The organism is Arenimonas alkanexedens (assembly GCF_054781355.1).
The window spans coordinates 110,930-136,575 of sequence record NZ_BAAGUO010000004.1; the positions used below are offsets into that span (position 1 = coordinate 110,930).

Below are 25,646 nucleotides of genomic sequence, written 5' to 3' on the forward strand. Positions count from 1 at the left end.
ATGGCATGTCGCACGGGCTTCGGAGCGGCCAAGCCTGTAAACTGTCCGGATGTCTCTGATTACCTTCCAAGGCGTCGACTACTCGGTCGGCGGCCCGCTCCTGCTTGAGTCCGTGAACCTGACGATCGAGCGCAATGAGCGCGTTTGCATCGTCGGCCGCAACGGCGCCGGCAAGTCCACCCTGCTGCGCCTGGTGGGCGGCGAAATCACGCCCGACGACGGCATTGTCAAACGCGAGGGCACGCTTGCCGGGCTGGCCCAGGAAGTGCCCAAGGACCTGTCGGGCAGCGTCTTCGACGTGGTGGCCATGGGCCTGGGTGCACTGGGTGCCGACCTGGCCCGCTACCACCACATGCTGCACGATGGCGACGACATCGACATGGACGAACTGGGCGCCGTGCAGGCCCGGATCGAGGCCGGCAACGGCTGGCAAATCGAACAGCGGGTCGAGCAGGTGATCAGCAAGCTCGACCTGCCCGAGGACGCCGAGTTCTCGGCGCTGTCGGGCGGCATGAAGCGCCGCGTGCTGCTGGCCCAGGCGCTGGTCGCCGCGCCGGACCTGCTGCTGCTCGATGAGCCGACCAACCACCTGGACATCGAATCGATCGCCTGGCTCGAGGAGTTCCTCAAGAACTTTGGTGGCAGCGTGATCTTCGTCACCCATGACCGCGAATTCCTGAAAAACCTCGCCACCCGCATCGTCGAGATCGACCGCGGCCAGGTCACCAGCTGGCCGGGCGACTACGACAACTTCCTGCGCCGCCGCGAGGAGCGCATGCACGCAGAGGCCCAGGCCAACGCGCTGTTTGACAAGAAACTGGCCCAGGAGGAAGTCTGGATCCGCCAGGGCATCAAGGCCCGCCGCACCCGCAACGAGGGTCGCGTAACGGCGCTGAAGGCGCTGCGCCGCGAGCGGGCCGAGCGGCGCGATCAGCAGGGCAGTGTGAAACTGGCTGCCGCCGGCGCCGAGAAGTCCGGTCGCAAGGTGTTCGAAGCCAAGGACATCTCCTTTGCGTTCGGTGAGCGCGTGCTGGTCAGTAATTTCAGCACCGTCATCCAGCGCGGCGACAAGATCGGCCTGATTGGCCCGAACGGTTCCGGCAAGACCACCCTGCTCAAGCTGTTGCTGGGCGACCTGCAGCCGCAGTCGGGCGAAATGCGCGTGGGTACCAATCTCGAGATCGCCTTCTTCGACCAGCTGCGCGGCGCGCTGCGCGAAGACTGGAATGCGCTCGACAACGTCTCCGAAGGCCGCGAGTTCATTGAGATCAACGGCAGCCGCAAGCATGTGATGGGCTATCTGCAGGACTTCCTGTTCAGTCCGGATCGCGCGCTGGCGCCGATCACCAAGCTCAGCGGCGGCGAACGCAACCGGCTGCTGTTGGCCAAGCTGTTCGCCAAGCCCTCGAACGTGCTGGTGATGGACGAACCGACCAACGACCTCGACGTCGAGACCCTCGAACTGCTCGAGGAGCTGCTGATCGACTATCCGGGCACCCTGATCCTGGTCTCGCACGATCGCGCCTTCCTCGACAACGTCGTTACCAGCTCGCTGGTGATGGAGGGCAACGGCCGGGTAGGGGACTACGTCGGCGGCTATACCGACTGGCTGCGCCAGCGGCCAATGGCGGCGCGCATTGCCGCCGCCAACGCCGCCTCGCCCCGGCTCACGCCGCAGGTCGCGCCGACGCCGAAGGCCAGTGCAGCGCCGAAGGCGCCAGCTGTCGCCAAGCGCAAGCTGTCCTACAAGGAACAGCGCGAACTTGAAGAACTGCCGGCGCGGATCGAAACGCTCGACGGCGAGGTCGCGGCCCTGACCACGCAAATCCAGGACCCGGCCTTCTACCGCCAGCCCGCCGACGCCGTCACCGCCGCGAATGCCCGCCTGTCCCAGCTGCAGTCCGAACTCGAGCAGGCCTACGCCCGCTGGCAGGCCCTGGAGTAGCCCTGTAGGAGGGCCTTCAGGCCCGAAGCTCCAGGCCAGGAGCTTCGGGCCTGAAGGCCCTCCTACATGTAAAATATCGGCATCGCGAATCGCACGAAGGCCCGCCGTGACCCAGCCGATCAAGCAGGAAGACTTCATCCAGAGCGTCGCCGACGCACTGCAGTACATCTCGTACTACCACCCGGTGGACTACATCCGGAACCTCGCCGCCGCCTACGAGCGCGAGCAGTCCACCGCGGCCAAGGATGCGATAGCCCAGATACTGATCAACTCGCGCCTGTGCGCTGAGGGCCATCGGCCGATCTGCCAAGACACCGGCATCGTCACCGTATTTCTCGAGATCGGCATGGACGTGCGCTGGGCTGATGCCACGATGGGCGTCGAAGACATGGTCAACGAGGGCGTGCGGCGTGCCTACGGCCACCCCGACAACAAGCTTCGTGCCAGCGTGCTGGCTGATCCGGCGGGCAAGCGCATCAACACCAAGGACAACACCCCGGCCGTGGTGAACATGAAGGTCGTCCCGGGCCATATCGTGGACGTCATCGTTGCGGCCAAGGGCGGCGGCTCCGAGGCCAAGGCCAAGTTCGCCATGCTCAACCCTTCCGACTCGATCGTGGACTGGGTGCTCAAGACCGTGCCGACCATGGGCGCCGGCTGGTGTCCGCCGGGCATGCTCGGCATCGGCATCGGCGGTACCGCCGAGAAGGCGATGCTGCTGGCGAAAGAAGCACTGATGGAACCGATCGACATCACCGACCTTCAGGCTCGCGGCGCCGCCAATCGCGCCGAAGAACTGCGGCTGGAGCTGTATGAGAAGGTCAACGCGCTCGGCATTGGTGCACAGGGACTGGGCGGCCTGACCACGGTGCTCGACGTCAAGGTCAAGGACTATCCCACCCATGCGGCAAACCTGCCGGTGGCGCTGATTCCGAACTGCGCCGCCACTCGGCACGCGCACTTCAGCCTCGACGGCAGCGGTCCCGTGCAGTTGGAGCCACCGTCGCTGGAGGACTGGCCCAAGCTGACTTACGACGCCTCCAAGGGCCGCCGGGTCAACCTCGACACCGTCACCCGCGACGAAGCCGCCAGCTGGAAGCCCGGTGAAGTGCTGCTGCTCAACGGCAAGCTGCTGACCGGTCGCGACGCGGCCCACAAGCGCATGGTGGACATGCTCAACCGCGGCGAGCCCTTGCCGGTGGATCTGCGCGGACGCTTCATCTACTACGTTGGCCCGGTGGATCCGGTGCGCGACGAAGTCGTGGGTCCGGCCGGCCCAACCACTGCCACCCGCATGGACAAATTTACCGAGCAGGTGCTCGACCAGACCGGCTTGATGGGCATGGTCGGCAAAGCCGAGCGCGGCCCGGCCGGCATCGAGGCCATCCGCAAGCACCGCTCGGTCTATCTGATGGCCGTCGGCGGCGCGGCCTACCTGGTGTCCAAGGCCATCAAGGCCTCGCGCGTGGTCGGCTTCGCCGACCTGGGCATGGAAGCGATCTATGAATTCGAGGTCCAGGACATGCCGGTGACGGTGGCCGTGGACTCGACCGGCGAGTCGGTGCATCACACCGGGCCGCGCGAATGGCAATCCCGGATCGGCAAGATTCCGGTGGTCCTGGACTGAGTCGAGCGCGCTCCCAACCTGAATGGAAGGGCAGGCGGCGGCGCCAACTCCTCGAAACCATTGGCATTACTGCTTGGAAACGTGTAAGTTTCGCCCGACTGTGTTTGCGAAGGGTCACTGTGAATCGTGGCCTGATGCGGTAGATCCACCGATCCGCTACATCTTTTCACCTCGCTCTCCTTGCAACCCCAGTCGCGCGGCGGAATGTTTCCGTCAGCGATTAATCCATATGTTCCAAGGAGTGTTTTATGTCGGATCGTCAGATCGGTACCGTTAAGTGGTTCAACGACGCCAAGGGCTTCGGCTTCATCAGCCGCGAGAACGGCGAGGACGTGTTCGTCCATTTCCGTTCCATCCAGGGCACGGGCTTCAAGTCCCTGCAGGAAGGCCAGCAGGTCTCCTTCAAGCTCGTCAAGGGCGAGAAGGGCATGCAGGCTGACGAAGTGCAGCCCATGTAATTTAGTCCGCATGGACTGAGCGAAGCCCCGGGCGCAACCCCGGGGCTTTTCTTTTGTATGCTTCCTGATCCCTCGAGCAAACGGAAGCCTGCATGTACACGCTGTACTACTCCCCCGGTGCCGCCAGCCTCGTCGTCCATTGGCTTTTGATCGAGATCGGCGCCAAACATGAGCTTCGCAGACTCGACCTGCAGGCCGGCGAGCACAAGCGCGCCGACTATCTTCTGCTCAACCCCAACGGGCTGGTGCCGACCCTGCTGGTGCACGGCGAACCGCTGACCGAAGCCGCCGCGCTGGTCCTGCACCTGGCCGACGTGCATCCGTCCTTTGGCCTGGCACCCGAACCAGGCAGCATCGAGCGTGGCCGCTACTACCAGTGGATCGTGCACCTGGCCAATACCCTGCAGCCGGCCTTCCGAACCTGGTTCTACCCGGCCGAGGCCGCGGGCGAGGCCAACGCGCAGGAAGCCAAGGCACGCGCCTGCGAACGCATCGAGGCCTGCTGGGATCACATCGAGGCGCATCTGGCCAAGCGCGGCCCCTATCTGCTGGGGGCGTCCGCCAGCGCCGTAGACTTCCACCTGACCATGCTTATGCGCTGGTCGCGCGGCATGCCGCGCCCGGCCACGGACTGGCCCCAGCTGGGCGCACTGGCGCAGCGCATGAAGGCGCGCCCGTCCTTCCGCACCCTGTACGATCGCGAAGGCCTGAGCGAATGGGCCTGACCGGATGACACCGGTTCACCGCGTCCTGCTCGCTGGCGCCTCCGGCCTGGTTGGAAGCGAAGTGCGGCGCCAACTCCTGGCCTGGCCCGAGGGGCCGGCCGTGGTGTCGCTGCTGCGCCGACCGCTGCCGAAGTCCTCGGATACGCCCCGCGATTTAACCTGGGTGGCGGACCTGTCCGTGGCGGGGCGGGATGGCGATCTCACGCGCGAACTGCGCGCCGTGGCGGGCGACATCGATGCCTGTATTTGTTGCCTGGGCACCACGATCCGGCAGGCCGGATCGCGCGAGGGCTTTCTGGCCGTGGATCGTGACCTGGTGCTTCGGGTTGGCGTCATCGCACGCACGCTGGGTGCGCGCCAGATGGTGCTGGTGTCCTCGGTGGGCGCCAGCGCGCAGTCCAACAATTTCTACCTGCGGGTGAAGGGCGAAACCGAGCGCGCCCTGGCCGACCTGGATTTCCAGCGTCTGGACCTGCTGCGCCCCGGCCTGCTGTTGGGCGAGCGCGCTGAAACACGGCACGCCGAGCAGTGGGGCCAGCGCCTGGCGCCGGTCACCAATGCCTTGATGCGCGGGCCGCTGCGCCGCTACCGCGCCATTGCGGCGACGGACGTGGCGGCGGCCGCCGTCGCCCTGTTGAGGCAGGACGAGGGCGGCCGCCATGTGCACGAAAACGCCGGGTTGCTGGCGCTGGCCGGCGCTTAGTCGGCGTCGGCGAGACCGACACGCAAGAGCTTGCCGTCGGCCGCGTCGGTGACCAGATACAGATAGCCGTCCGGTCCCTGGCGCACGTCCCGGATACGCTCGCCCAGCTCGGTCAGCAGCGCTTCCTCGCGGACCACCTGGTCGCCGTCCAGCTCGAGCCGAACGACGCGCTGGAACGCGAGGGCGCCCACGAACAGGTTGCCCTGCCAGGCCGGGAAGCGGTCGGCGGTATAGAAGGCGAGGCCGCTGGGCGCGATCGAGGGCGTCCACTGGTGCATCGGCTGCTCCATGCCTTCGGCTTCCGTCTTGCCTTCGCCGATCGGCATGCCGTTGTAGTTCACGCCCAGCGTGATCACCGGCCAGCCGTAGTTCTTGCCCGGCTCTGGGATATTGAGCTCGTCGCCGCCGCGAGCGCCGTGCTCGGTCTGCCACAGCGCGCCGGTGACCGGATGCAGGGCCGCGCCTTGGACGTTGCGGTGGCCGTAGGACCAGATGGCCGGCTGGGCACCCTCGCGTCCGACGAAGGGATTGTCGTCCGGGATGCTGCCATCGCGCTCGATCCGGAAGATCTTGCCCTGGCCCTTGTCCAAGGGCTGGACGTTGGGCCAGGTGCCGCGGTCGCCGCTGGTCACATAGAGGCGATTTTCCCGGTCAAACACCAGGCGCGAGCCGAAGTGCTGCCCGGTGTCGAGCTTGGGCGACTGACTGAAGATGACCTCGACGTCCACGAGGGCGTCGTTTTCGAAACGACCGCGGGCCACGGCGGTGCCGCCGCCGCCTTCGCCGGGCTCGCTGAAGCTCAGGTAGACCCAGGGCGTGTTGGCGAAGTCAGGATCCAGCACGACATCCAGCAGGCCGCCCTGGCCTTTGGCGAACACTGCGGGAACGCCAGCCACCGGCGCCGACAGGCTGCCGTCCGGGCTGACGATGCGAAGACGCCCGGGGCGCTCGGTGACCAGGTAGCGACCATCAGGAAGGAAGGTCATGCCCCAGGGATGTTCCAGCCCAGAAGCCACCGTGGTGACCTCCAGCGTTCCCGCCTCGCTCGGGAAGCGGGCGACTTGCGCGGCTCCGGCGGCGGGCGCGGCAGCGCTGGTGGCGCCGGGGTTGGCGCCGGAATCACTGGCGCCGCAGCCGGCGCAGGCCAGCAGCAGTACGGCGGAAAGGGCGGTCTTCATGGACAGGCTCCTGGGTCGGGCGTTACTTCAAAAGAGGTTCCAGCGCGGGCCAGACATGGTCGCGCAGGCGCGGCTGGGCCTCGGCGACGGGATGCAGGTTGTCGGCCTGGAACGCATCGCGGTCGGTGGCAATGGGTTCAAGCAGGAATGGCAGGAGGGCGGCGCCATGTTCGGCGGCCAGTTCAACGTAATTGCGCTCGAAGCCTTGCGTGTACTGAGGGCCGAAGTTGGGCGGCAAGCGCATGCCCAGCAGCAGCACGCGGGCGCCGGCCTGCTGGGACGCCAGGATGATCTTCTCGAGATTGTCGCGGGTTTGTGCCAGCGGCAGGCCGCGCAGGCCATCATTGGCGCCCAGTTCGACCACCACCACCTCCGGCTGGTGCCGTTCAAGCTCTCCGGCAATCCGGCTCGCGCCGCCCGCGGTGGTTTCGCCGCTAACGCTGGCGTTGGCCACGCGCCAGCCCGGGTGGCGGTCACCCAGCTGCTCGGCGGTCAGGGCCACCCAGCCTTGCTGGGGCGCCAGCCCGTAAGCTGCCGACAGCGAATCACCCAGCACCAGCACCGTACGCGTCTGCGCCGCCTGAAGCGGCGCAGCGAGCACGGCAAAAGCGAACACCAGGGCCGTCATGCCCTGTTGAACCCGGGTGCGCCATGCTCCATATGACAGGTACATCTTTTTCAACTCCATTCTCATGAGGATTCCCATGGCCGACAGCCACGATTCGCCCACCGTCGTTCACGCTGCGCTCCGCGTCGACGACCTGGGCAAGCGGGTGCCGCTGCCTTCCGGCGAACTGACGATACTTGATGGGGTTGGTTTTACCATCGCCAAGGGTGAAGCCGTTGCGATTGTCGGAGCCTCCGGTTCAGGCAAGAGCACGCTACTGTCGCTGCTGGCGGGTCTCGACGTACCCAGCCAGGGCGAAGTGAGCCTCGACGGCGAACTGCTGTCGGCGCTGGACGAGGACGGCCGTGCTCGGGTTCGCGGCGAGAAGGTTGGCTTCGTTTTCCAGAGTTTCCAGCTGCTGCCTTCGCTGACGGCGCTCGAGAACGTGATGCTGCCGCTGGAGCTGCGCGGTGACGACGACGCCGAAGGGCCGGCCCGGGCCATTCTGTCCCAGGTCGGCCTGGGCGAGCGCCTGGGCCACTATCCGCGCCAGCTTTCCGGCGGTGAGCAGCAGCGGGTGGCGCTGGCCCGTGCTTTCGTGACGCGGCCGGCGGTGCTGTTCGCGGACGAGCCCACCGGCAACCTCGACACCCAGACCGGCCAGGCCATCGTCGAGCTGCTGTTCAAGCTCAATCGGGAGTCGGGCACGACCCTGGTACTGGTCACCCATGACGAGCGCCTGGCCGCGCGCTGCGGGCGCATCCTGCGGCTCGATGCCGGCCGGCTGGTGTCGGCATGAACTGGATCGCGCTGGCCTGGCGCCAGCTCCGGCGCGACCTGGCGTCGGGCGACGTCCGCATCCTGCTCGCGGCCCTGGTGCTGGCGGTGATGGCGGTGAGCTCAGTGAGCTTCATTACCGACCGTGCCGAGCGCGCGCTGGCGCTGGAGGCCAACCGCCTGCTGGGCGGTGACGCGGTGGTGCGCGGCGATGCCCCCATCGACGGCGCCTTGCGTGACGCAGCGGCGGCGCCGGGTCTTCGGCAAACCGAAACCCTGAGTTTCCCGAGCATGGTGCGGGCCGGTGAGTCGCTGCGCCTTGGCGACATGAAGGCGATGGCCGAGGGTTTCCCCCTGCGCGGCCGCTTCCGCTTGGCCGACCCCGCCACAGGCGGCGAAGTGGATGCCAGCGGAATTCCGGCCCCCGGATCGGTCTGGCTCAGCCGCGCCGGCGCCGATCTTCTGGGCGCCGAAGTCGGCGATGCCATCGGTGTCGGCAACATTGAGCTGACCTTGGCCGCCCTGGTGGTGCAGGAGCCGGATGCCGCCCTCGACTACTTCAACACGGCCCCGCGCGTGTTCCTGAACCTGGCTGACGTGCCCGCCACCGGCCTGGTGCAGGAGGGCAGCCGCATCGGCTATCGCCTGGTGGTTGCGGGCGAAGCCGCTGCCGTGGAGCAGTTCACCACCTTCGCAAGCAACAACCTCGACCGCGGCCAACGCCTGGAAACGGCGGGCGACGCCCGCCCTGAAATCCGCCGCGCACTGGATCGGGCCGATCGCTTCCTGGGCCTGGCGGCCTTGGTGTCGGTGGTGCTGGCCGCGGTTGCCGTGGCCATGGCCGCGCGCCGGCACAGCGCCCGGCACCTGCAGGGTTCGGCGGTGATGCGCTGCCTGGGCGCCAGCCAGCGCACGCTGGTGGCCATCCATGCGGGTGAACTGCTGCTCCTCGGCCTGATGGGCTGCGCAATCGGTGTCGCGCTGGCCTTCGGCCTGCAGTGGGCCGTGGCCGACTGGCTGACCTCGGCCATGAAGCTGTCCATCCCCGGGGCCGGCTGGCGGCCGGTGCTGGAGGGCTTCGGCGTCGGCTTGACCGTGCTGCTGGCCTTCGGCGTGCCGCCGGTGCTGGCGCTGCGCCGGGTGCCGGCCCTGCGCGTGCTGCGCCAGGACCTCGACCCGACCGAGCCCAGCGCGATACTCGCGGCGCTCGCCGGTCTGTCGGGTCTGGCCCTGCTGCTGTGGTGGAAGGCGGGTTCGGCTGAAGTCGGCAGCGCGATGCTGTTGGGCATCCTGGGGACACTGGCGGTGCTGGCCTCGCTGGCCTGGGCACTGATCGCGGTGCTGCGCCGGGTGCGTTCGCGGCTGCGCGGCCCCTGGCGCTACGGTCTGGCGAATGTCAGCCGCCGCGCCGGCGCCAGCATCGCCCAGGTTTCGGCGCTGGGTCTGGGCCTGATGGCGCTGCTGCTGCTCACCTTCGTGCGTACCGACCTGCTCGATCGCTGGCGTAATGCGCTGCCGGCGGACGCACCGAACCGATTCATCGTCAACGTGCAGCCCGACCAGGTGGGGCCGGTGCAGGCCTTCCTGGCCGAGCAGGGCGTCGTGGACCCGGTGCTGTATCCGATGATCCGGGCGCGGCTGCTTGAGGTGAACGGCAAGACGATTACTGCGGACAGTTTCCCGGCTGAGCAGGGACGCGGCCGGCGCATGGCAGAGCGTGAGTTCAACCTTTCCCAGGTAGATGTTCTGCGCGCCGACAACGAGGTGACCTCCGGCAAGTTCTGGACCAGCGCGCCGACTTCTCCGGAACTGTCGGTGGAGGAGGACTTCGCCGCTTCCCTGGGCTGGGTGCTCGGTGACGAAGTGACCTTCGACATCGCCGGCTCGCGCTTCAGCGGCCGCGTGACCAGCCTGCGCAAGATCGACTGGGAGAGTTTCCGCCCCAACTTCTTCGTCGTCGCCTCGCCCGGCGCCTTGGACGGTTTCGCCGGAAGCCACATCACCGCGGTGAACGTGCCGCCGGAACGCACGCGATTCACGTCGGAGCTGGTCACGGCCTACCCGAATCTTTCGGTGGTGGACGTAGATGCGGTGCTCGACCAGGTGCGCGGTACGGTCGAACAAGTCTCGACCGTGGTTGAGGCCGTTTTCTACTTTTCGCTCGCGGCGGGCGTGCTGGTGCTGCTGGCGGCGGTAAGTGCCAGCCAGGACGAGCGTTTGCTCGAGGGCGGCGTGATGCGGGTGCTCGGCGGCAGCCGGCGCCAGTTACGCTGGGCCCAGGTTTCGGAGTTCAGCGCGATCGGCCTGCTGTCGGGCCTGGTGGCCGCGATTGCAGCGACAGTGTTGGCAGGGGTCATCGCCGACCTGGCCTTCGACCTGCCGTGGACGGCCAATCCGAAGCTGGCGGCGACCGGGGCCATCGTTGGCACGCTGGCGGCCTTGGCGGCCGGTCTGTTCGCAACGCGCGGCGTGGTCAATACGCCGCCGTCGGTGACGCTGCGCGAGCTCCAGGGCTAGGCGGCTTAGCCAAGCCAGAGGGCGACGCCGAACACGCCAAGCATCGCAAAGGCGAGGGCGAGCTTCAGGGCCGCCCCGAGCGCCAGGCCAATCCAGGTGCCGAAGCCGATCCGGGAGGCGTCGCGCCACTCTTTGCCGTCCGACATTTCCCCCATCGCCGCGCCCAGGAAGGGTCCGGCGATGAGGCCGGGCAGGCCGAAGAAGATGCCCACGAGACTGCCCAGTCCGGCGCCCCAAAGCGCTTTGTTGGAGGCGCCTACGCGCTTTGCACCGACGATGCCGGACGCCAGGTCCACGGCGATGGAAAGCAGCACCAGGACACCCAGCACCACCAGTGGGGTGACGCCGATGCGTTGGAAGTCGTCCACCCAGGCGGCCAGCAGCATGCCCGCGAACATCACGGGCAAGCCGGGAAGGATCGGAAGCACGGTGCCAAGCAAGCCGATCAGGATCAGCGCGCCGGCGACCAGGTAGTAGGCCGTATGGGTATCCATGCGCCGAGCATACTGCAGTACCGGCTTGAAGCCAGATGCGGCAGGTCCGATGACGCTGCGGCGGAGCATCTTCGATCGGCGCTGGCAAAAAAAAAGCGGCCTGTCATGGACAGGCCGCTCGGCTGACACTGGAGGAGGAATTACTCCGGCAGGATCACGGTATCAATAACGTGGATCACGCCGTTGCTGGCCTTGATGTCGGTCGCCGTGACGTTGGCTTCGTCAATCATGACCTTGCCACCGGTCACGGTCACGTCGGCAACGGCGCCGTTGACGGTGGTGGCGGTGTCGAGCTTGACCACGTCGGCGGCCATCACGTTGCCGGCGACCACGTGGTAGGTGAGGATCGCGACCAGCTGATCCTTGTTCTCCGGCTTGAGCAGGCTCTCGAGCGTGCCGGCGGGAAGCTTGGCGAACGCGTCGTCGGTCGGCGCGAACACGGTGAACGGACCGGGGCCGCTCAGGGTTTCGACGAGACCGGCGGCCTTCACAGCGGCGACCAGAGTTTCGAAGTCCGCGTTGGAGGCAGCGATGTCGACGATGGTGCCGGCCGGCTTGGCCTCACCTTCGTTGTGGTGGCCCGCGAAAGCGGGGGTGGCAACGACAGCGGTCATCATCGCGGCGAGCAGGCTCTTGCGGAAAAAGTTCATCGTGGACTCCATGGAGGGGGTAGGGTGCCTTGGGCACGGACGGAGACTGCGCCGGCGGGTGTGGTGACAGCGTCGCTGGCACGTGCAGGCCAAGTGAGTGCCGGCGGGCACAGACGCCTCCAGGCTGATCGCGCGGTGGTCCGGCCGGTATGCTTGGGCTTTGGCTTCTCCCGGATTCAGGCATGGATATCGAAGAACGTCCCGTCGCCAGTGCCGACGGCCACGTCGCCAGCTTGCGCATACATCGCGCCGGCCCGGGTGCGCCCGGGCTGCTGTGGTTACCGGCCTTGGGCGTGCCGGCGAGCAAGTACGACGACTTCGGCCAGGCGATCGCAGCGCGGGGCATGCACTGTGCCGTGCACGAGTGGCGCGGCAACGCCAGCAGTACGCTGCGCGCCCGCCGCGGCAGCGACTGGGGCTATCGCGAACTGCTGCAGCAGGATCTGCCGGCCAGCATTGGCGCACTGGCCCCGGGCGATTGGTACTTCGGTGGCCACAGCCTCGGCGGACAGTTCGCGGCGATGGCGGCGGCCCGCCAGCCGGACCGCTGCCGGGGCTTGGTGCTGGCGGCGACCGGCGTGCCCGATGCCCGCACCTTCCGCGGTCGCCAGCGCTTGGGCATTGGCCTGTTCGCGCGGGCCATCCCCCTGCTTACGGGGCTGGCTGGCTACTACCCCGGGCACCGCCTGAAGTTCGCCGGTCGCGAGGCGGGGCAGCTGATGCGCGACTGGGCCGCGACCGTACACGGTGGACACTACCGGGACTACGGCGACGGCGAGGCCCTGGACGCGAAACTGGCAAGGCTGGCCCTGCCCACGCTCGCGCTGTGTTTCAGTGAAGATTGGCTGGTTCCCGAGGCCTCGCTCCAGGCGCTGGTGGCGAAGCTGGGCGGGGGCGAGCACCGTTTGGAGCGCTTCGACCAGGCGCGGTTGGGTGCCACACCCGATCATTTCCGCTGGCTGCGCTACCCGCAGGCGCCCGCCGCCGCCGTTGCCGGCTGGGCGGGGCTCAGCCCTTGAAGTCGCGGTGGCAGTCCTGGCAGCCCGAGCCAACGCGATCGATCACGACGCGTGCAGCGGCGCAGTCAGCCGGGGGTGAGGCCAACGCGGCATCCAGCGCCGCCCGCAGCTGGCTGGCGTGGGCGATGAAGCGCTCGTCATCAGCCGTCGGCAGGAAGGCCGGCTCGATGTCGTTGCCCAGGTAGCGCAGGGTCTGCAGGCGCGGCGCCAGATCGGCCGCGGCACAGCGGTTCTGCTTGAGCGACTGGTCCAGGCCTTTCATCTGCGCGCCCATCACCGCCATCACGCCGTTGGGGTAGGCCGTGCCCTGGCGCAGGGTGTTGAGAAGAATCAAGGTGCATAGGGCGCCGACCAACAGGCCGATCACGCCAACGATCAGGGAACGCATGGGCTGCTCCAATGAAAAAGCCGCCGCGAAGATATCACGGCGGCTTTGCCCGGCAGCAGCGGGATCAGCGCAGCGGGGTTACGCGGTTGCCCTCGACCCGGACGTAGGCGCCTTCGCGCAGGTCCGGACCCAGCCGGTTGGCATTGATGACGATGCGACGGCCGTCGTCCATCCGGATGTGGATGTCGAAGGTTTCTTCATTGCGCTTGTTCTCGATCGCGTTGCCGGCGATGGCGCCTGCGACCGCGCCGGCCACCGTGGCGGTGTTTTCCTTGCCGTCGCTGCCGTGCTTGGGAATCTCGCGTGCGGCGACCGCACCAACGATGCCGCCCAGGATGGCGCCGGTGCGGCTGTTTTCGCGGGCGTTGTAGACGGTTTCGATACGTTCCACACGACCGCACTCATAGCAGCGCTGCGGCTGGGAATAGCCATAGTCGCGGTCGTTGTTGCCGTAGCCACTGTTCCGGGGCGCAGTAGAGCAGGCGGCCAGGCCGGCGGTGGCAAGGGTGGCGGCGATCAGCAGGTGGCTCTTCATGGCGGTTTCCTTATAAGAGGGTCATACGGGGCCGACGCTAGCGCCCGACGCCTGAACGGGTCCCGACCCGGCTGCTCTGGGTTGCGGGCCGGTTCATCCGGCCCGCGCTGGCCTAAAATGGCGTCATGACCCCGACCCAACAGCGCTTCGCCGGAATTGACCGCCTTTACGGACGCGGTTCAGCCCTGACTCTTTCCCGCGCCCAGGCCTGCGTTGTCGGCCTGGGCGGCGTCGGCTCCTGGGCGGTCGAGGCGCTGGCGCGCAGTGGCGTGGGCAGGCTGGTGCTGATTGATGCCGACGAGGTTTGCGTCAGCAATACCAATCGTCAGCTGCATGCGCTCGACGGGCAATTCGGTCGCGGCAAGGGCGAGGTGCTGGCCGAACGCTGCCGGGCGATCAACCCGGACATCCAGGTAGACGTGGTGCCTGAATTTCTGCTGCCGGCCAATCTTGAAACTCTGCTCGATCGCGGCCATGACGTGGTTCTCGATGCCTGCGACAGCTTCCGCAGCAAGCTTGAAATGATCGCCTGGTGCCGTCGCCGAAAGCTGCCCATCGTGGTCTGTGGCTCGGCCGGGGGCCGCACCGACTCGACCCTGGTGCGGGTGCGCGACCTCTCGCGCACCGAGCAGGACGCGCTGCTGGCGCTGGTGCGCAAACAGCTGCGCGCCGGCTTCAAATTCCCGCGCAACCCGGACCGCTACTTCGGGGTGCCGGCGGTTTATTCGCTTGAAAACGTCAAATATCCCCAGACCGACGGCAGCGTCTGCGGGGTGCGCCCCAAGCTGGGCGCCGATGCGTCCTTGAAGCTTGATTGCGGTGCCGGGCTGGGCGCGGCGACCCACGTTACCGGCAGCTTTGGTTTCGCGATGGCGGGCAAGGCCATCGAGCTGCTGCTCAAGCCGCGTCCGGCGGCCTGACGAAAAGACGGCGGGCATTGGCGGTCGTGGCGGCCGCGACCGTTTCCGGCGCCTCGCCGCGCAGTGCGGCAACCACCGCCAGCACCTGCGTGAGGTAGGCCGGTTCGTTGCGTTCGCCGCGGTGATCCACGCCAGGCTGGTCGGGCGCATCGGTCTCCAGCAGCAGCCATTCGATCGGCATGTTGGCGACGGTGCGCCGAAGCCGCTGTGCGCGCTCGAAGGTCACTGGCCCGCCGATGCCCAGATGAAATCCAAGATCAAACAGCTGGCGCGCCTGCTCTTCGCTGCCCGACCAACTGTGCACCACACCCCGCAGCCCGCCGGTACGGCGCAGCCGGGTGATCACTTCATCCACCGCGCGCCGGGCGTGCAGTACCACCGGCAGGTCAAAGTCACGGGCCAGCTCGAGCTGGGCCTGGAAGAAAAAGCGCTGGCGGTCGGGATCCAGCCCAGCGACAAAATAGTCGAGCCCGCATTCGCCCACCGCCGCCGGACGTTCGCGCGCCAGCCAGTCGGCCAGCTCGTCGAGATGCTCGTCCCGGTGCTGGTCCAGGAACATCGGATGCAGGCCGTAGGCGGGCAGCAGGCCAGGATCCAGGGCGCAGGCGTCGCGCAGGCCAGGCCACGCGTCCCGGGTCACCGCGGGCACCAGCTGCTCCCGAACGCCGGCGGCCAGGGCGCGGGCCACGACGTCCGGGCGGTCCGGGTCGAACGCAGCCGCGTCGAGATGGCAGTGGCTGTCGTAGAGCTCGATCATTCCCGCTTTGATTCACCCTCGATCGGCTCGCGCGCTGGCGGCGGATCGCTGCGCTTCCAGTTCGCCAGCACCAGCGTGGCCAGCGCCGTGAGGATCTCGTCCATGAAAGGAATGGGATCAGGCACAAGCCAACTCACGAGCATCAGTGCAATCGTGATCTTGAACAGGGTGGGGAAGCGCAATCGGCTGGCGAACCCGACCACGGGCCCGGTCATGGGGTGCGGCATGGTGGACTCCTTTTGACAATCCTTGCCGCGAAATTAACACGTCGGGCGGCCGCTTCCGGCTTCGGCCTGCGTTCAGGCGCCGGAGACCACCCTTGGCACGCAGCGCACGGCTCCCGCCGACGCACAGAGAGGACCAGACCATGAACAAGACCGTATTGGCCGCAGTGGCCGGCATGCTGGCCGCCGGTGGCGCCATCGCCGCCTACCAGACCTTTGCTACGCCTTACGCCGAGGTCCTGTCGTCCACCCCGATCGTGGAAAAGGAGCCGATCTACGGCGACGTCCTGTCCAGCAATGCCGTCACCGAGATGCGCACCGGCTCGCGTCAGGAATGCCAGGACGTCGCGGTTGAGCGACGCCGCGAGGAGCGCTTCGGTGACAAGGACGGCATGGTCGTGGGCGCCGTGGTCGGCGGCCTGCTGGGCAACCAGGTGGGCGGTGGCGATGGCAAGAAGATCGCCACGGTCGCGGGCGCAGTCGGCGGCGCCTTCGCCGGTCGCGAGATCGACCGTCGCCACGTCGGCGGCCAGAAGTACACGGCAACCGAGCAGCAGTGCCGCACGGTCACCGAACCGCGCGAGGAAGTGATCGGCTACGACGTGCAGTACCGCCGTGACGGCGAAGTCTCGACCACGCGGGTGGAGGCCAAGCCCGGCGCGCAGATTCTGCTCGGCGAGCGCGACAAGATCGTCGGCTACGACGTCACCTGGCAGTACGAAGGCCAGACCGGCAACCTCGTGATGGACGAAGACCCGGGCAAGCGGCTGCCGATCGAGGATGGCGTGATCGCCGTGCGAACGAGCGTGGCGCCCCCGGCGGGCTGATTCTTCACCCCGATGAACCCCGAAAGGGCCGGCCATGCCGGCCCTTTCGCGTTTGCGGGCTGCCTATCGGTCGCTGGGCGGGCTAAAATGCGGGCCTTATCCCGCTGACTGCAGAACGCCCCATGGCCCTGAATCCGACCGACCTGTTCGACATCCGCAGCCTGCTCTCCGAAGAGGAGCGCATGATCCAGGACAGCGTCGCCCGCTTCACTGACGAACGCGTGCTGCCGATCATCGGCGACTGCTTCGACCAGGGTCGCTTCCCGGCCGAACTGGTGCCCGAGATCGCCGCCATGGGTCTGTTCGGTTCATCGCTGCCCGAGAAGTACGGCTGCGCCGGTCTCAACGCGGTCAGCTACGGCCTGATCTGCCAGGAGCTCGAGCGCGGTGACTCCGGCATCCGCAGCTTTGTTTCGGTGCAAAGCTCGCTGTGCATGTATCCGATCTTTGCCTACGGCTCGGAAGAGCAGCGCCAGAAGTACCTGCCGGGCATGGCGCGCGGCGAGATCATCGGTTGCTTCGGCCTGACCGAGCCGCACGGCGGCTCCGATCCGGCCAACATGAAGACCACCGCCAAGAAGGACGGCGGCGACTGGGTCATCAACGGCGCCAAGATGTGGATCACCAATGGCTCCATCGCCGACATCGCCATCGTCTGGGCCATGACCGACGAAGGCATCCAGGGTTTCATCATCGAAAAGGGCAGCAAGGGTTTCGAAACCCAGGTCGTGCACAAGAAGATGAGCCTGCGCGCCTCGGTCACCTCGGCCCTGTTCTTCGACGGCGTGCGGGTGCCGGACAGCCAGCGCCTTCCGGACGTGAAGGGCCTCAAGGGACCGCTGGGCTGCCTGAGCCAGGCGCGCTACGGCATCACCTGGGGGCCGATCGGCGCCGCCATCGCCAGCTACACCTCGGCGCTGGAGTATTCCAAGACCCGCATCCTGTTCAACCGTCCGATCGCCGCGACCCAGGCCGTGCAGCTCAAGCTGGCGGACATGGCGCGCCGCATCACCCTGGCGCAGCTGCTGAGCCTGCAGCTCGGTCGGCTCAAGGACGCCGGCAAGCTGCAGCATGCGCAGGTGTCGCTGGCCAAGTGGAACAACTGCCGCATGGCGATCGACATCTCGCGCGAGGCGCGCGACATTCTCGGCGGCGCCGGCATCACCACCGAACATCCGCCGATCCGCCACGCGCTCAACCTCGAGTCGGTCATTACCTACGAGGGCACCGAAACCGTGCATCAGCTGGTGATCGGGCGAGAAGTCACCGGTATCAACGCGTTCTGAGCCCAAGCCGCGCCGCTGAGATACTGATTCGCCACGCCACGGAACCTCCATGTCCACGCCGCTGATCCCCGCTCGTCACAAGGACGTCAATCGCGCCAAGGTCTGCGATGACAATTTCATCGAGTTCGTGTCGCAATGGAGTGGCTGGCCCGAGCCGCGTCCGGCACCGCATGAGCCGGTGCTCGAAGCCAGCGCCTGCACGGCGGAAGACTTCCTGGCCTTGTTCGAATCACAGCTGGTGTCGCGCCACCTTGACCTGATGGCGCGGGTGCTGCGGGTGCAGCAGAAGGTCTTTTACACGATCGGTTCGTCGGGCCATGAAGGCAATGCCATGGTGGCGCGACTGACGCGCCATACCGACCCGGCCTTCCTGCACTATCGTTCCGGCGGCTTCATGGCCGAACGCTTCCGCAAGCTGCCGGGCATGGATCCGATCATGGACTCGGCCCTGAGTTTCGCGGCCAGCAGTGAGGACCCGATTTCCGGTGGTCGCCACAAGGTCTGGGGCAGCAAGCCGCTGTGGGTGTTGCCGCAAACGTCGACGATCGCCTCGCACCTGCCCAAGGCGCTGGGCACTGCGATCGCCATCGAGCAGGCGCGCCGCATCGGCCATGTGCTGCCCATCCCCGCGGACTCGATCGCGATCTGTTCCTTCGGCGACGCTTCGAGCAACCACGCCAGCGCCCAGACCGCCTTCAACACCGCGCAGTGGACGGCCTACCAGAAGCTGCCGGCGCCGGTGCTGTATGTGTGCGAGGACAACGGCATCGGCATCTCGGTGAAGACGCCGGGCGGATGGATCGCCAACGCTTTCCGGCACCGCCTGGGGCTTGATTATTTCTACGCCGATGGACTCGATATCGCCGAAGGCTACGGCCAGGTGCAGGCCGCGGTAGAGCACTGCCGCCGCACGCGTCGCCCGACCTTCCTGCACCTGCGCACCACCCGCATCATGGGCCACGCCGGCACCGACTTCGAGATCGAGTGGCGCAGCTTCGAAGAGTTGATGGCGGTCGAAGCCTCCGACCCGCTGCTGCGTTCCGCGGCGATTGCGCTGCAGTCCGGGCTGATGACCCGGGAGCAGCTGCTGGCGAAGTACGAGGACACCCGGCAGCGCTGTTTCGCGGCCGCCGAAGAGGCCGACCGCCGGCCCAAGCTCGACGACTTGGCCGAGGTGATGCGTCCACTGGCGCCGTACACGCCCAAGGCAGTGATGGCCGAGGCCGCGCGCAGCGACTTCAGCGACAAGCGCCTGGCTGTTTTCGGCAGCGAGGCCAAACTGCCCGAGAACCAGCCGCCGCGCCATCTGGCCATCCAGATCAACAACGCCCTGCACGACCTCTTCTGCAAGTACCCGGAGGCGCTGCTGTTCGGCGAGGACGTGGCGCAGAAGGGCGGCGTGTACACGGTGACCAAGGGCCTGCACAAAACGTTCAAAAACGCCCGCGTGTTCAATACCCTGCTCGACGAGACCATGATCCTGGGCCTGGCCCAGGGCTATGCCAACGTCGGCATGCTGCCGATGCCAGAGATCCAGTACCTGGCGTATTTCCACAACGCCTGCGACCAGATCCGCGGCGAGGCTTGTTCGCTGCAGTTCTTCTCCAATGGCCAGTTCCGCAACCCGATGGTGATGCGGATCGCGTCGCTGGGCTATCAGCGCGGTTTTGGCGGCCACTTCCACAACGACAACTCGATCACCGCGCTGCGCGACATCCCCGGGCTGGTGGTCGGCTGCCCCAGTCGCGGCGACGATGCGGTGACCATGCTGCGTACGATGATGGCGTTGGCCAAGGTTGACGGCCGGGTCTGCGCCTACCTCGAGCCGATCGCGCTCTACATGACGAAAGACCTGTACGCGGCCGGTGACGGCCAGTGGTTGACGTCCTATCCGGCCAACGGCGGGGCGATGGTGTTGGGCGAGGAGCGGGTGTACTTCCCCGAAGCCCGCGACCTGGTCATCTTCAGCTTTGGCAATGGGGTGCCGATGAGCCTGCGCGCGGCTCGAGAGATCGAGCGCCAGCACGGCTGGAAGGTGAGGGTGGTTGACCTGCGCTGGCTGCAGCCCCTCAACGCGGACGCGATCGCCCGCCACGCCGGCGATTGCAGCCGGATCATGGTGGTCGACGAGGGCCGCAAGTCGGCCGGTGTTGGCGAGGGCGTGATCACCGCGGTGGTCGAGTCCGGCCACGGCGGCAAGCCGCTGCGCCGGGTGGTTGGGGCGGATACCTACACCCCGCTGGCGGGCGCCGCCTTGCTGGTCATGCCGAGCGAGGCCGACATCGTGGCGATGGCCGCAGAATTGGCCTGAAGCCGTTTAATCTGGTCATGAATGACGGCTACTGCGGCATCGCCTAGACTCGGGTCATGACTCCGTCCCGGCCCCAGACCATCCTTTTTGCCGATGTCAGCGGCAGCACGCGGTTGTTCGAAACGAAGGGCGACCAAGAGGCGCGCCGGCTGATTGCCGCCGTGCTCGATGCGCTGGCTGAGGTCTGCGCCCAGCATGGCGGCCGGGTCATCAAGACCATCGGCGATGAAATCATGTGCACGTTTCCGGCCCCGCTCAACGGGGTGTTGGCTGCCTGCGACATGCAGCGCCGGATGGGGCACGACATCGAGTTCGTGCGCGACAGCCTGGCCATCAGGATCGGCCTCCACCACGGCGACGCGCTCGAGGAGGACGACGGCGACGTCTACGGCGATGCCGTCAATACGGCGGCGCGCATGGCGTCACTGGCCAAGCGAGAGCAGGTCGTCACCACCGCGGCCACCTACGACAGCCTGTCCGGCAAGGTGCCGGAGGCGCGCGGATTGGGCAAGGCGCGGGTCAGCGGGAAGCTGCTGCCGATCTCGATCGTGGACCTGGTCTGGCAGGAAGACACGTCCGGCATGACCATGGTGCAGTCGGCGGTGCGCAGCGGCGATGCGGGTGTCTCGGGCGTAATGTTGCGCCTGCGCCATCGTGGACAGACCGTTGAACTGCGGCCCGATTCGGAGCCCTTCAGTATGGGCCGCGAGCCGGCCAACCACCTGCAGGTAGAGGCCGACTGGGTCAGCCGCACCCATGCGCTGCTGGAATACAAGCGCGGCCACTTCCTGCTCGCGGACCGCTCCACCAACGGAACCTACGTCCGGATCGGTGAAGACGACGAGCTGAAGGTGCACCGCGACGAGCTGCACCTTCGCAAGTCAGGCACGATCAGCCTGGGGCAGGCGGTCGCACTCAACAGCGGCGACGTCATCCACTACGAGACCGACTAAGGCCGCTCTCGCGGCCTTGCCGCGACGCTTATTCGCCCGCTTCGACCTGGATACCGCCGGTGATCTGCGGTTCCTGGTCTTCAAGCGACGGCGCGGCAGCCCGAGGCATGGGCTTGTAACCGAACACGCCCCGCAGCAGGCTTTCGTTGCCCGCGTACTCGGCGGCGCTGGTTTCGACGAACTGGCTGGCGCCGAGTTCAACCAGCACCTCATACAGCGCGTCGTCCTCGTGCAGCTTCAGCATGGCGTTGGCGACAGCCTCGCGGACATCGCCGGGAACCGTACCGCCGGCGCTGAGTGCACGACCGGTGAATTCGCGCGACTCCGAAACCGACACCAGGTTCGGATACAGCTGGGCGATATAGCTGGGAACCATCGCCGCCTCGGTCTCCTGCGAGAACACCATCTCCACGCCATCGCGCCAGTTAGCCGCCACCGACATGATCTCGGGCTGGGCGATCGGGTTCTTGTACAGGTCGCCCAAGAGCAGGTAACCCATGCTGGGTGCCGGCATGCTGACCACGCGGTAGCCGATCAGCCCCTTGGTGCCGCCGTCGGCAACCGGGCCGTCGGCCAGCAGGGAATAGCGGGTGCTCTCGGTCACGCGCACCAACGGCGTGAAGCCCAGGCGGTTGACGCGATAGTCGGTGAAGTGGGCCTCTTCGAACGCGAAGTCGGTCTTCGAGCCCGAGCGGAGGTCGCGCCAATACACGTGGTAATTGGTCGCGGTCTTGAGCTTGAAGGTGTGGCCGGTGCTGCTGCTGAGGTAGTCAAGCAACGGCTTGTACACCTGTTCGGCCTGGGCCGGCGGATAGTTGGGCTCGACCGCGAGGACGTATTCGGCCGCCGTGGCGGCGGTGGCAGGCATGGCCAAGGCCATCGCCAATAGCAATTTTCCAAGATTCATTATGTTTCTCCCTGTGCCGGCGGTATATCAGACTGAAGGCTGGGGGCCAAGCGGGCCGTCATGGTTTTGCCAACCAGTCCCCACGAATCCGCGGTGGCCTCGATCCCGATCAGCGGGCGAGTCCCGCGCGCAGCGGCAGGACCGCGAGGCGGACGCCGGCGGTCAGCGTCGTACCGGCGTTCAGGTCCGCGGGTAGCACCGCCAGCGCCTTGGCCCCGTCGGCGTGGTTGAGCACGCTGACCAGGGTGCCCAGCTCACGGCCGTCGGCGTCGCAGACCGCGCCACCTTCCGTCAGGTCGGCTTCCGCGACCAGCAGTACCAGTTGGCGCTTGGATTTACCGAGGTAGTGGGTGCGGGCCACGATTTCCTGACCCGGGTAGCAGCCTTTGTTCAGGCTGAAAGCGCCCAGGCGGTCGAGCGAAAGCATCTGCGGCGTCCAGGCCTCACGCTGAGCCGCCGACAGGCGGGGTAAGCCATAGCCCAGGTCCTGGGCGCGCCAATCAGCGTCCCGGGTCGGGCAGGTGGCCGCCAGGGCCTCGTGAGTGAGCGGCAGCAGCCACAGCGTGCGCGGCTGGCCGGCGTCGCCCCAGTCCAGGGCCAAGGCCTGGGGCGGTTCGCCCGCGAATCGATCCGGCGCCGGCGCTGCCTCGATCGGACCCGCCGCTGCCGTCCAGCCGGGCGCATCGTCGATCGTCAACTTGCTGCGAAACACAAAGCGCTGAAGCAAGGCTTTGAAATCCGTCGCGGCAAGGTCTGGCAACACCAGCAGGAACCGGTCATCGGCCAGCCTGAGCAGCGCGAACAGCGCGATCACGCGCCCCTTGGGGGTCAGCCAACCGTTCCATTGCCATTGGCCTGGCGCCAGCGCCGCAACGTCATTCATCAGCTGCGACTGCAGGAAACGGGCTGAATCGGGGCCTGAAATGCCCAGCACGCCGAAGCCGGACAGGGCGGGGCAGGATGCCGGAGGTAGATTTGTCTTGAACGTCATGGGGGTGGGACTTAACATTGCCAGATGCCTGACGAGTCTCGAATCATAGGCGAAACGGCTGCTCCCGCCGCGCCTGGCGCCGCTCCCCCCGATTCCTCCGGGGCACCGGCCCCGTCGCCGCCTGCGGAGATCGGCGGCCGCGACGGCCCCGATCCCACCCGCTACGGTGATTGGGAAAAGAACGGCCGCTGCATCGACTTCTGACGCCGCGCACACGCCGCGGCAAGCACACTCCCTCTCACAACCAAACGAGCGCAGCCCATGGCGACGCAAGAACGTCCTCTGTCCCCGCACCTGCAGGTCTACAAGCCGCAGCTGACCAGCACCATGTCCATCCTGCATCGCGCCACTGGCGTGGTGCTGGCGTTCGGCAGCCTGGTCGTGGTGGCCTGGCTGGTCGCGGCGGCAGGCAGCCCGAACACCTACGCGATGTTCCGCGACGGTATGGCCAGCCTGGTGGGCAAGCTGGCCCTGTTCGTGTTCTCGGCCTGTCTGGTCTATCACTTCCTCAACGGGCTTCGACACCTGTTCTGGGACGCCGGCCGCGGCTACGAGCTGCCCAAGGCCTACGCCAGCGGTTACGCGGTGCTGGTGCTGTCGGTGCTGCTGACCGGCGGGCTCTGGTTCCTGGTTCTGTCGGGAGGTGCGGCATGAGCCTGCGCAACCCGCTCGCCGTGGCCAAGGGCCTGGGCTCGGCCAAAGACGGCACCACCCATTGGTGGCACCAGCGTCTGACCGCGATCGCGCTGGCCCTGTTGACCCCGTGGTTCGTCGTGTTCGCGGTGAACCTGCTGGGTGCCGACCAGGCCGTCGTCCGCGGCGCCATCGCCCATCCGCTGTCCGCCACGCTGCTGGCTGCCTTCGTTCTGTCGCTGCTCTGGCATGCCCGCCTGGGCCTGCAGGTGGTGGTCGAGGACTATGTCCACGGCTGGCTGGAAATGACGCTGCAGATCGCCATCAAGTTCATCTACGCGCTGGCGGCCATCGCCGCCCTGCTGGCCCTTGGCCGCATCGTATTCACTGCCTGAGTCCGCCATGACCACTGCCTATAAAATCCACGAGCACACCTACGACATGGTTGTCGTCGGCGCCGGCGGTGCCGGCCTGCGTGCCACCTTCGGCCTGGCCCAGAAAGGCCTTAAAACCGCCTGCATCTCCAAGGTGTTCCCGACCCGCTCGCACACCGTAGCGGCGCAAGGCGGCATCTCGGCCGCGCTGGGCAACATGGGTGAAGACGACTGGCGCTTCCACTTCTACGACACGATCAAGGGCTCGGATTGGCTGGGTGACCAGGACGCCATCGAGTACATGTGCCGGGAAGCGATCCCGGCCATCATCGAGCTCGAGCATCAAGGCGTGCCGTTCTCGCGCACCGAAGACGGCAAGATCTACCAGCGCCCCTTTGGCGGCATGACGACGAACTACGGTGAGGGCACTGCCCAGCGCACCTGCGCCGCCGCCGACCGCACCGGCCACGCCATCCTGCACACGCTTTACCAGCAGTCGCTGGCGCACCAGGCTGAGTTCTTCATCGAGTACTTCGCGCTTGACCTGATCATGGACGAGGAGGGCGCCTGCCGCGGCGTGCTCGCGCTCGACATGGCCACCGGCGAAATGCATCTGTTCCGTGCCCAGGGCACGGTGCTGGCCACCGGCGGCTATGGCCGCGCCTACTTCAGCGCCACCTCGGCCCACACCTGCACCGGCGACGGCGGCGGCATGGCGCTGCGCGCCGGCCTGCCGCTGCAGGACATGGAGTTCGTGCAGTTCCATCCGACCGGCGTTTACGGCGCCGGCTGCCTGATCACGGAAGGCGTGCGCGGCGAAGGCGGCATCCTGCGCAACTCGGCCGGCGAACGCTTCATGGAGCGCTACGCGCCCAACGCCAAGGACCTGGCCTCACGCGACGTGGTGTCGCGCTCGATGACCATCGAAATCCGCGAAGGCCGCGGCGTGGGCCCGAAGAAGGACCACATCCACCTCGACCTAACCCATCTCAACCCGGCCGACATCCACGAAAAGCTGCCGGGCATCGCCGAGACCGCGAAGATCTTCGCCGGCGTCGACGTCACCAAACAGCCGATCCCCGTGCTTCCGACCGTGCACTACAACATGGGCGGCCTGCAGACGAATTACCACGGCGAAGTGGTCACGCTGAAGAACGGCAATCCGGATACGGTCGTCGAGGGCCTGTACGCCATCGGCGAAGCGGCCTGCGTTTCGGTCCATGGCGCCAACCGCCTGGGTTCGAACTCGCTGCTCGATCTGGTCGTGTTCGGACGGGCAGTGGCCAACCGCTGCGCCGAGACCATCAAGCCGGGCGCGCCCCACAAGTCCATGCCGGCCTCGGCCTGCGACAAGTCCCTGGCCAACCTGGACAAGCTGCGGTACGCCAAGGGCGACACCCCGACCGCACAGATCCGCGACACCATGCAGCAGACGATGCAGAACGACGCCGCGGTGTTCCGCACCGGCGAAACCCTCAAGCAGGGCGTCGACAAGATTCTCGCGGTGGTGGCGTCGTTCGCCGACGTGCGCGTATCCGATCGCTCGCTGGTCTGGAACTCGGACCTGGTCGAGACCCTTGAACTGCAGAACCTGCTCGGCCAGGCCGTCGCCACCCTGGTATCGGCCGAGAACCGGCAGGAATCGCGCGGCGCGCATGCCCGCGAGGACTTCAAGGACCGCGACGACGTCAACTGGCACAAGCACACGCTGTGCTGGGTGGACGAGGCGGGCAAGACGGCCATCGACTACCGCCCGGTGCACATGTACACCCTGAGCAAGGACGTTGACGTCGTCCCGCTCAAGGCCCGCACCTACTGATATGTAGGAGGGCCTTCAGGC

27 protein-coding genes are annotated in these 25,646 nt (G+C 67.0%); 17 read left to right on the forward strand and 10 right to left on the reverse strand.

All coding sequences use genetic code 11. The features are described 5' to 3' along the window. The first annotated feature begins 49 nt into the window (after positions 1-49). The 5 genes from ACYVGY_RS10290 to ACYVGY_RS10310 all read left to right on the forward strand — a co-directional run bounded on the left by ACYVGY_RS10290 (position 50) and on the right by ACYVGY_RS10310 (position 5,458). Positions 50-1,945 (forward strand): ATP-binding cassette domain-containing protein, encoded by a 1,896-nt coding sequence (locus ACYVGY_RS10290; protein ID WP_460457406.1) that lies wholly within the window; start codon positions 50-52, stop codon positions 1,943-1,945. A gap of 106 nt (positions 1,946-2,051) precedes the next feature. After that, positions 2,052-3,572 (forward strand): fumarate hydratase, encoded by a 1,521-nt coding sequence (locus ACYVGY_RS10295; protein WP_460457407.1) that lies wholly within the window; start codon positions 2,052-2,054, stop codon positions 3,570-3,572. A 248-nt stretch (positions 3,573-3,820) separates the two neighbouring features. Further along, a complete protein-coding gene (locus tag ACYVGY_RS10300; RefSeq protein ID WP_460457408.1) occupies positions 3,821-4,030 on the forward strand; it encodes a cold-shock protein in 210 nt (69 codons plus the stop codon). A 92-nt stretch (positions 4,031-4,122) separates the two neighbouring features. After that, the gene (locus tag ACYVGY_RS10305; protein ID WP_460457409.1) at positions 4,123-4,755 is read left to right on the forward strand and encodes a glutathione S-transferase family protein; all 633 of its coding nucleotides are present in this window, start codon (positions 4,123-4,125) and stop codon (positions 4,753-4,755) included. A 4-nt stretch (positions 4,756-4,759) separates the two neighbouring features. Next, positions 4,760-5,458 carry an NAD-dependent epimerase/dehydratase family protein gene (locus ACYVGY_RS10310; protein WP_460457410.1) on the forward strand — a complete coding sequence of 233 codons (699 nt, stop codon included), beginning with the start codon at positions 4,760-4,762 and terminating at the stop codon, positions 5,456-5,458. Here the strand turns inward: ACYVGY_RS10310 and ACYVGY_RS10315 are convergent. Together ACYVGY_RS10315 and ACYVGY_RS10320 are read right to left on the reverse strand one after the other, a co-directional pair. Next, positions 5,455-6,636, reverse strand: coding sequence for a PQQ-dependent sugar dehydrogenase (locus ACYVGY_RS10315; protein WP_460457411.1), 1,182 nt, complete (start codon positions 6,634-6,636; stop codon positions 5,455-5,457). The two genes, ACYVGY_RS10310 and ACYVGY_RS10315, sit on opposite strands and share 4 nt — an antisense overlap. A 22-nt stretch (positions 6,637-6,658) precedes the next feature. Next, a complete protein-coding gene (locus ACYVGY_RS10320; protein WP_460457412.1) occupies positions 6,659-7,309 on the reverse strand; it encodes an arylesterase in 651 nt (216 codons plus the stop codon). Positions 7,310-7,340: 31 nt separating this feature from the next. Here ACYVGY_RS10320 and ACYVGY_RS10325 point away from each other — a divergent pair, with 31 nt between their 5' ends. Together ACYVGY_RS10325 and ACYVGY_RS10330 are read left to right on the forward strand one after the other, a co-directional pair. Further along, positions 7,341-8,042 (forward strand): ABC transporter ATP-binding protein, encoded by a 702-nt coding sequence (locus tag ACYVGY_RS10325; RefSeq protein ID WP_460457413.1) that lies wholly within the window; start codon positions 7,341-7,343, stop codon positions 8,040-8,042. Next, on the forward strand, positions 8,039-10,537 hold the full coding sequence (locus ACYVGY_RS10330; protein ID WP_460457414.1) for an ABC transporter permease: 2,499 nt from the start codon (positions 8,039-8,041) through the stop codon (positions 10,535-10,537). Before ACYVGY_RS10325 ends, ACYVGY_RS10330 begins: the two co-directional genes overlap by 4 nt. Before the next feature lie 5 nt (positions 10,538-10,542). Here the strand turns inward: ACYVGY_RS10330 and ACYVGY_RS10335 are convergent, their stop codons facing one another. Both ACYVGY_RS10335 and ACYVGY_RS10340 read right to left on the reverse strand, forming a co-directional pair. Continuing rightward, complete coding sequence (locus tag ACYVGY_RS10335) at positions 10,543-11,031, reverse strand: DUF456 domain-containing protein (protein WP_460457415.1); 489 nt, start codon at positions 11,029-11,031, stop codon at positions 10,543-10,545. Positions 11,032-11,171: 140 nt separating this feature from the next. Further along, positions 11,172-11,681: a fasciclin domain-containing protein gene (locus tag ACYVGY_RS10340; RefSeq protein ID WP_460457416.1), complete on the reverse strand. Its 510-nt coding sequence runs from the start codon at positions 11,679-11,681 to the stop codon at positions 11,172-11,174. Between the two features lie 182 nt (positions 11,682-11,863). Between ACYVGY_RS10340 and ACYVGY_RS10345 the strand changes: the two genes are divergently transcribed. Further along, entirely contained in the window at positions 11,864-12,700 is an 837-nt protein-coding gene (locus ACYVGY_RS10345; RefSeq protein ID WP_460457417.1) for an alpha/beta hydrolase family protein, read from the forward strand. On the opposite strand, the gene ACYVGY_RS10350 is transcribed toward ACYVGY_RS10345, so the two are convergent. Both ACYVGY_RS10350 and ACYVGY_RS10355 read right to left on the reverse strand, forming a co-directional pair. Further along, positions 12,690-13,088, reverse strand: coding sequence for a hypothetical protein (locus ACYVGY_RS10350; RefSeq protein ID WP_460457418.1), 399 nt, complete (start codon positions 13,086-13,088; stop codon positions 12,690-12,692). The genes ACYVGY_RS10345 and ACYVGY_RS10350 overlap by 11 nt on opposite strands. A 64-nt stretch (positions 13,089-13,152) precedes the next feature. Then, a complete protein-coding gene (locus ACYVGY_RS10355) occupies positions 13,153-13,623 on the reverse strand; it encodes a glycine zipper 2TM domain-containing protein (protein WP_460457419.1) in 471 nt (156 codons plus the stop codon). A 125-nt stretch (positions 13,624-13,748) separates the two neighbouring features. On the opposite strand from ACYVGY_RS10355, the gene ACYVGY_RS10360 reads away from it, so the two are divergent. Then, entirely contained in the window at positions 13,749-14,543 is a 795-nt protein-coding gene (locus tag ACYVGY_RS10360; protein ID WP_460457420.1) for a tRNA threonylcarbamoyladenosine dehydratase, read from the forward strand. Here the strand turns inward: ACYVGY_RS10360 and ACYVGY_RS10365 are convergent. Further along, positions 14,521-15,297, reverse strand: a complete 777-nt coding sequence (locus ACYVGY_RS10365; protein WP_460457519.1) for a TatD family hydrolase — start codon at positions 15,295-15,297, stop codon at positions 14,521-14,523. The genes ACYVGY_RS10360 and ACYVGY_RS10365 overlap by 23 nt on opposite strands. Continuing rightward, positions 15,297-15,527: a DUF6116 family protein gene (locus tag ACYVGY_RS10370; protein ID WP_460457421.1), complete on the reverse strand. Its 231-nt coding sequence runs from the start codon at positions 15,525-15,527 to the stop codon at positions 15,297-15,299. The genes ACYVGY_RS10365 and ACYVGY_RS10370 overlap by 1 nt, the downstream gene beginning before the upstream one ends. 140 nt (positions 15,528-15,667) lie before the next feature. On the opposite strand from ACYVGY_RS10370, the gene ACYVGY_RS10375 reads away from it, so the two are divergent. The 4 genes from ACYVGY_RS10375 to ACYVGY_RS10390 all read left to right on the forward strand — a co-directional run bounded on the left by ACYVGY_RS10375 (position 15,668) and on the right by ACYVGY_RS10390 (position 20,901). Next, positions 15,668-16,351: a glycine zipper 2TM domain-containing protein gene (locus ACYVGY_RS10375; protein WP_460457422.1), complete on the forward strand. Its 684-nt coding sequence runs from the start codon at positions 15,668-15,670 to the stop codon at positions 16,349-16,351. 122 nt (positions 16,352-16,473) lie between these two features. Further along, a complete protein-coding gene (locus tag ACYVGY_RS10380) occupies positions 16,474-17,637 on the forward strand; it encodes an acyl-CoA dehydrogenase family protein (protein ID WP_460457423.1) in 1,164 nt (387 codons plus the stop codon). Positions 17,638-17,686: 49 nt separating this feature from the next. Continuing rightward, on the forward strand, positions 17,687-19,948 hold the full coding sequence (locus ACYVGY_RS10385; RefSeq protein ID WP_460457424.1) for a thiamine pyrophosphate-dependent enzyme: 2,262 nt from the start codon (positions 17,687-17,689) through the stop codon (positions 19,946-19,948). Between the two features lie 56 nt (positions 19,949-20,004). Beyond that, complete coding sequence (locus tag ACYVGY_RS10390) at positions 20,005-20,901, forward strand: adenylate/guanylate cyclase domain-containing protein (RefSeq protein WP_460457425.1); 897 nt, start codon at positions 20,005-20,007, stop codon at positions 20,899-20,901. Between the two features lie 28 nt (positions 20,902-20,929). Here ACYVGY_RS10390 and ACYVGY_RS10395 read toward each other — a convergent pair whose 3' ends face one another. After that, entirely contained in the window at positions 20,930-21,808 is an 879-nt protein-coding gene (locus ACYVGY_RS10395; RefSeq protein WP_460457426.1) for a phosphate/phosphite/phosphonate ABC transporter substrate-binding protein, read from the reverse strand. A gap of 109 nt (positions 21,809-21,917) precedes the next feature. After that, positions 21,918-22,799 carry a CAF17-like 4Fe-4S cluster assembly/insertion protein YgfZ gene (gene ygfZ, locus ACYVGY_RS10400; protein ID WP_460457427.1) on the reverse strand — a complete coding sequence of 294 codons (882 nt, stop codon included), beginning with the start codon at positions 22,797-22,799 and terminating at the stop codon, positions 21,918-21,920. A gap of 24 nt (positions 22,800-22,823) precedes the next feature. On the opposite strand from ygfZ, the gene ACYVGY_RS10405 reads away from it, so the two are divergent. The 4 genes from ACYVGY_RS10405 to sdhA are packed head-to-tail and all read left to right on the forward strand — an operon-like array spanning position 22,824 to position 25,625. Beyond that, positions 22,824-23,003 (forward strand): DUF1674 domain-containing protein, encoded by a 180-nt coding sequence (locus tag ACYVGY_RS10405; RefSeq protein WP_460457428.1) that lies wholly within the window; start codon positions 22,824-22,826, stop codon positions 23,001-23,003. Between the two features lie 57 nt (positions 23,004-23,060). Then, complete coding sequence (sdhC, locus tag ACYVGY_RS10410; RefSeq protein WP_460457429.1) at positions 23,061-23,453, forward strand: succinate dehydrogenase, cytochrome b556 subunit; 393 nt, start codon at positions 23,061-23,063, stop codon at positions 23,451-23,453. Further along, positions 23,450-23,827 (forward strand): succinate dehydrogenase, hydrophobic membrane anchor protein, encoded by a 378-nt coding sequence (gene sdhD / locus ACYVGY_RS10415; RefSeq protein ID WP_460457430.1) that lies wholly within the window; start codon positions 23,450-23,452, stop codon positions 23,825-23,827. The genes sdhC and sdhD overlap by 4 nt, the downstream gene beginning before the upstream one ends. A gap of 7 nt (positions 23,828-23,834) precedes the next feature. After that, complete coding sequence (gene sdhA, locus ACYVGY_RS10420) at positions 23,835-25,625, forward strand: succinate dehydrogenase flavoprotein subunit (protein WP_460457431.1); 1,791 nt, start codon at positions 23,835-23,837, stop codon at positions 25,623-25,625. Positions 25,626-25,646: the final 21 nt, after the last annotated feature.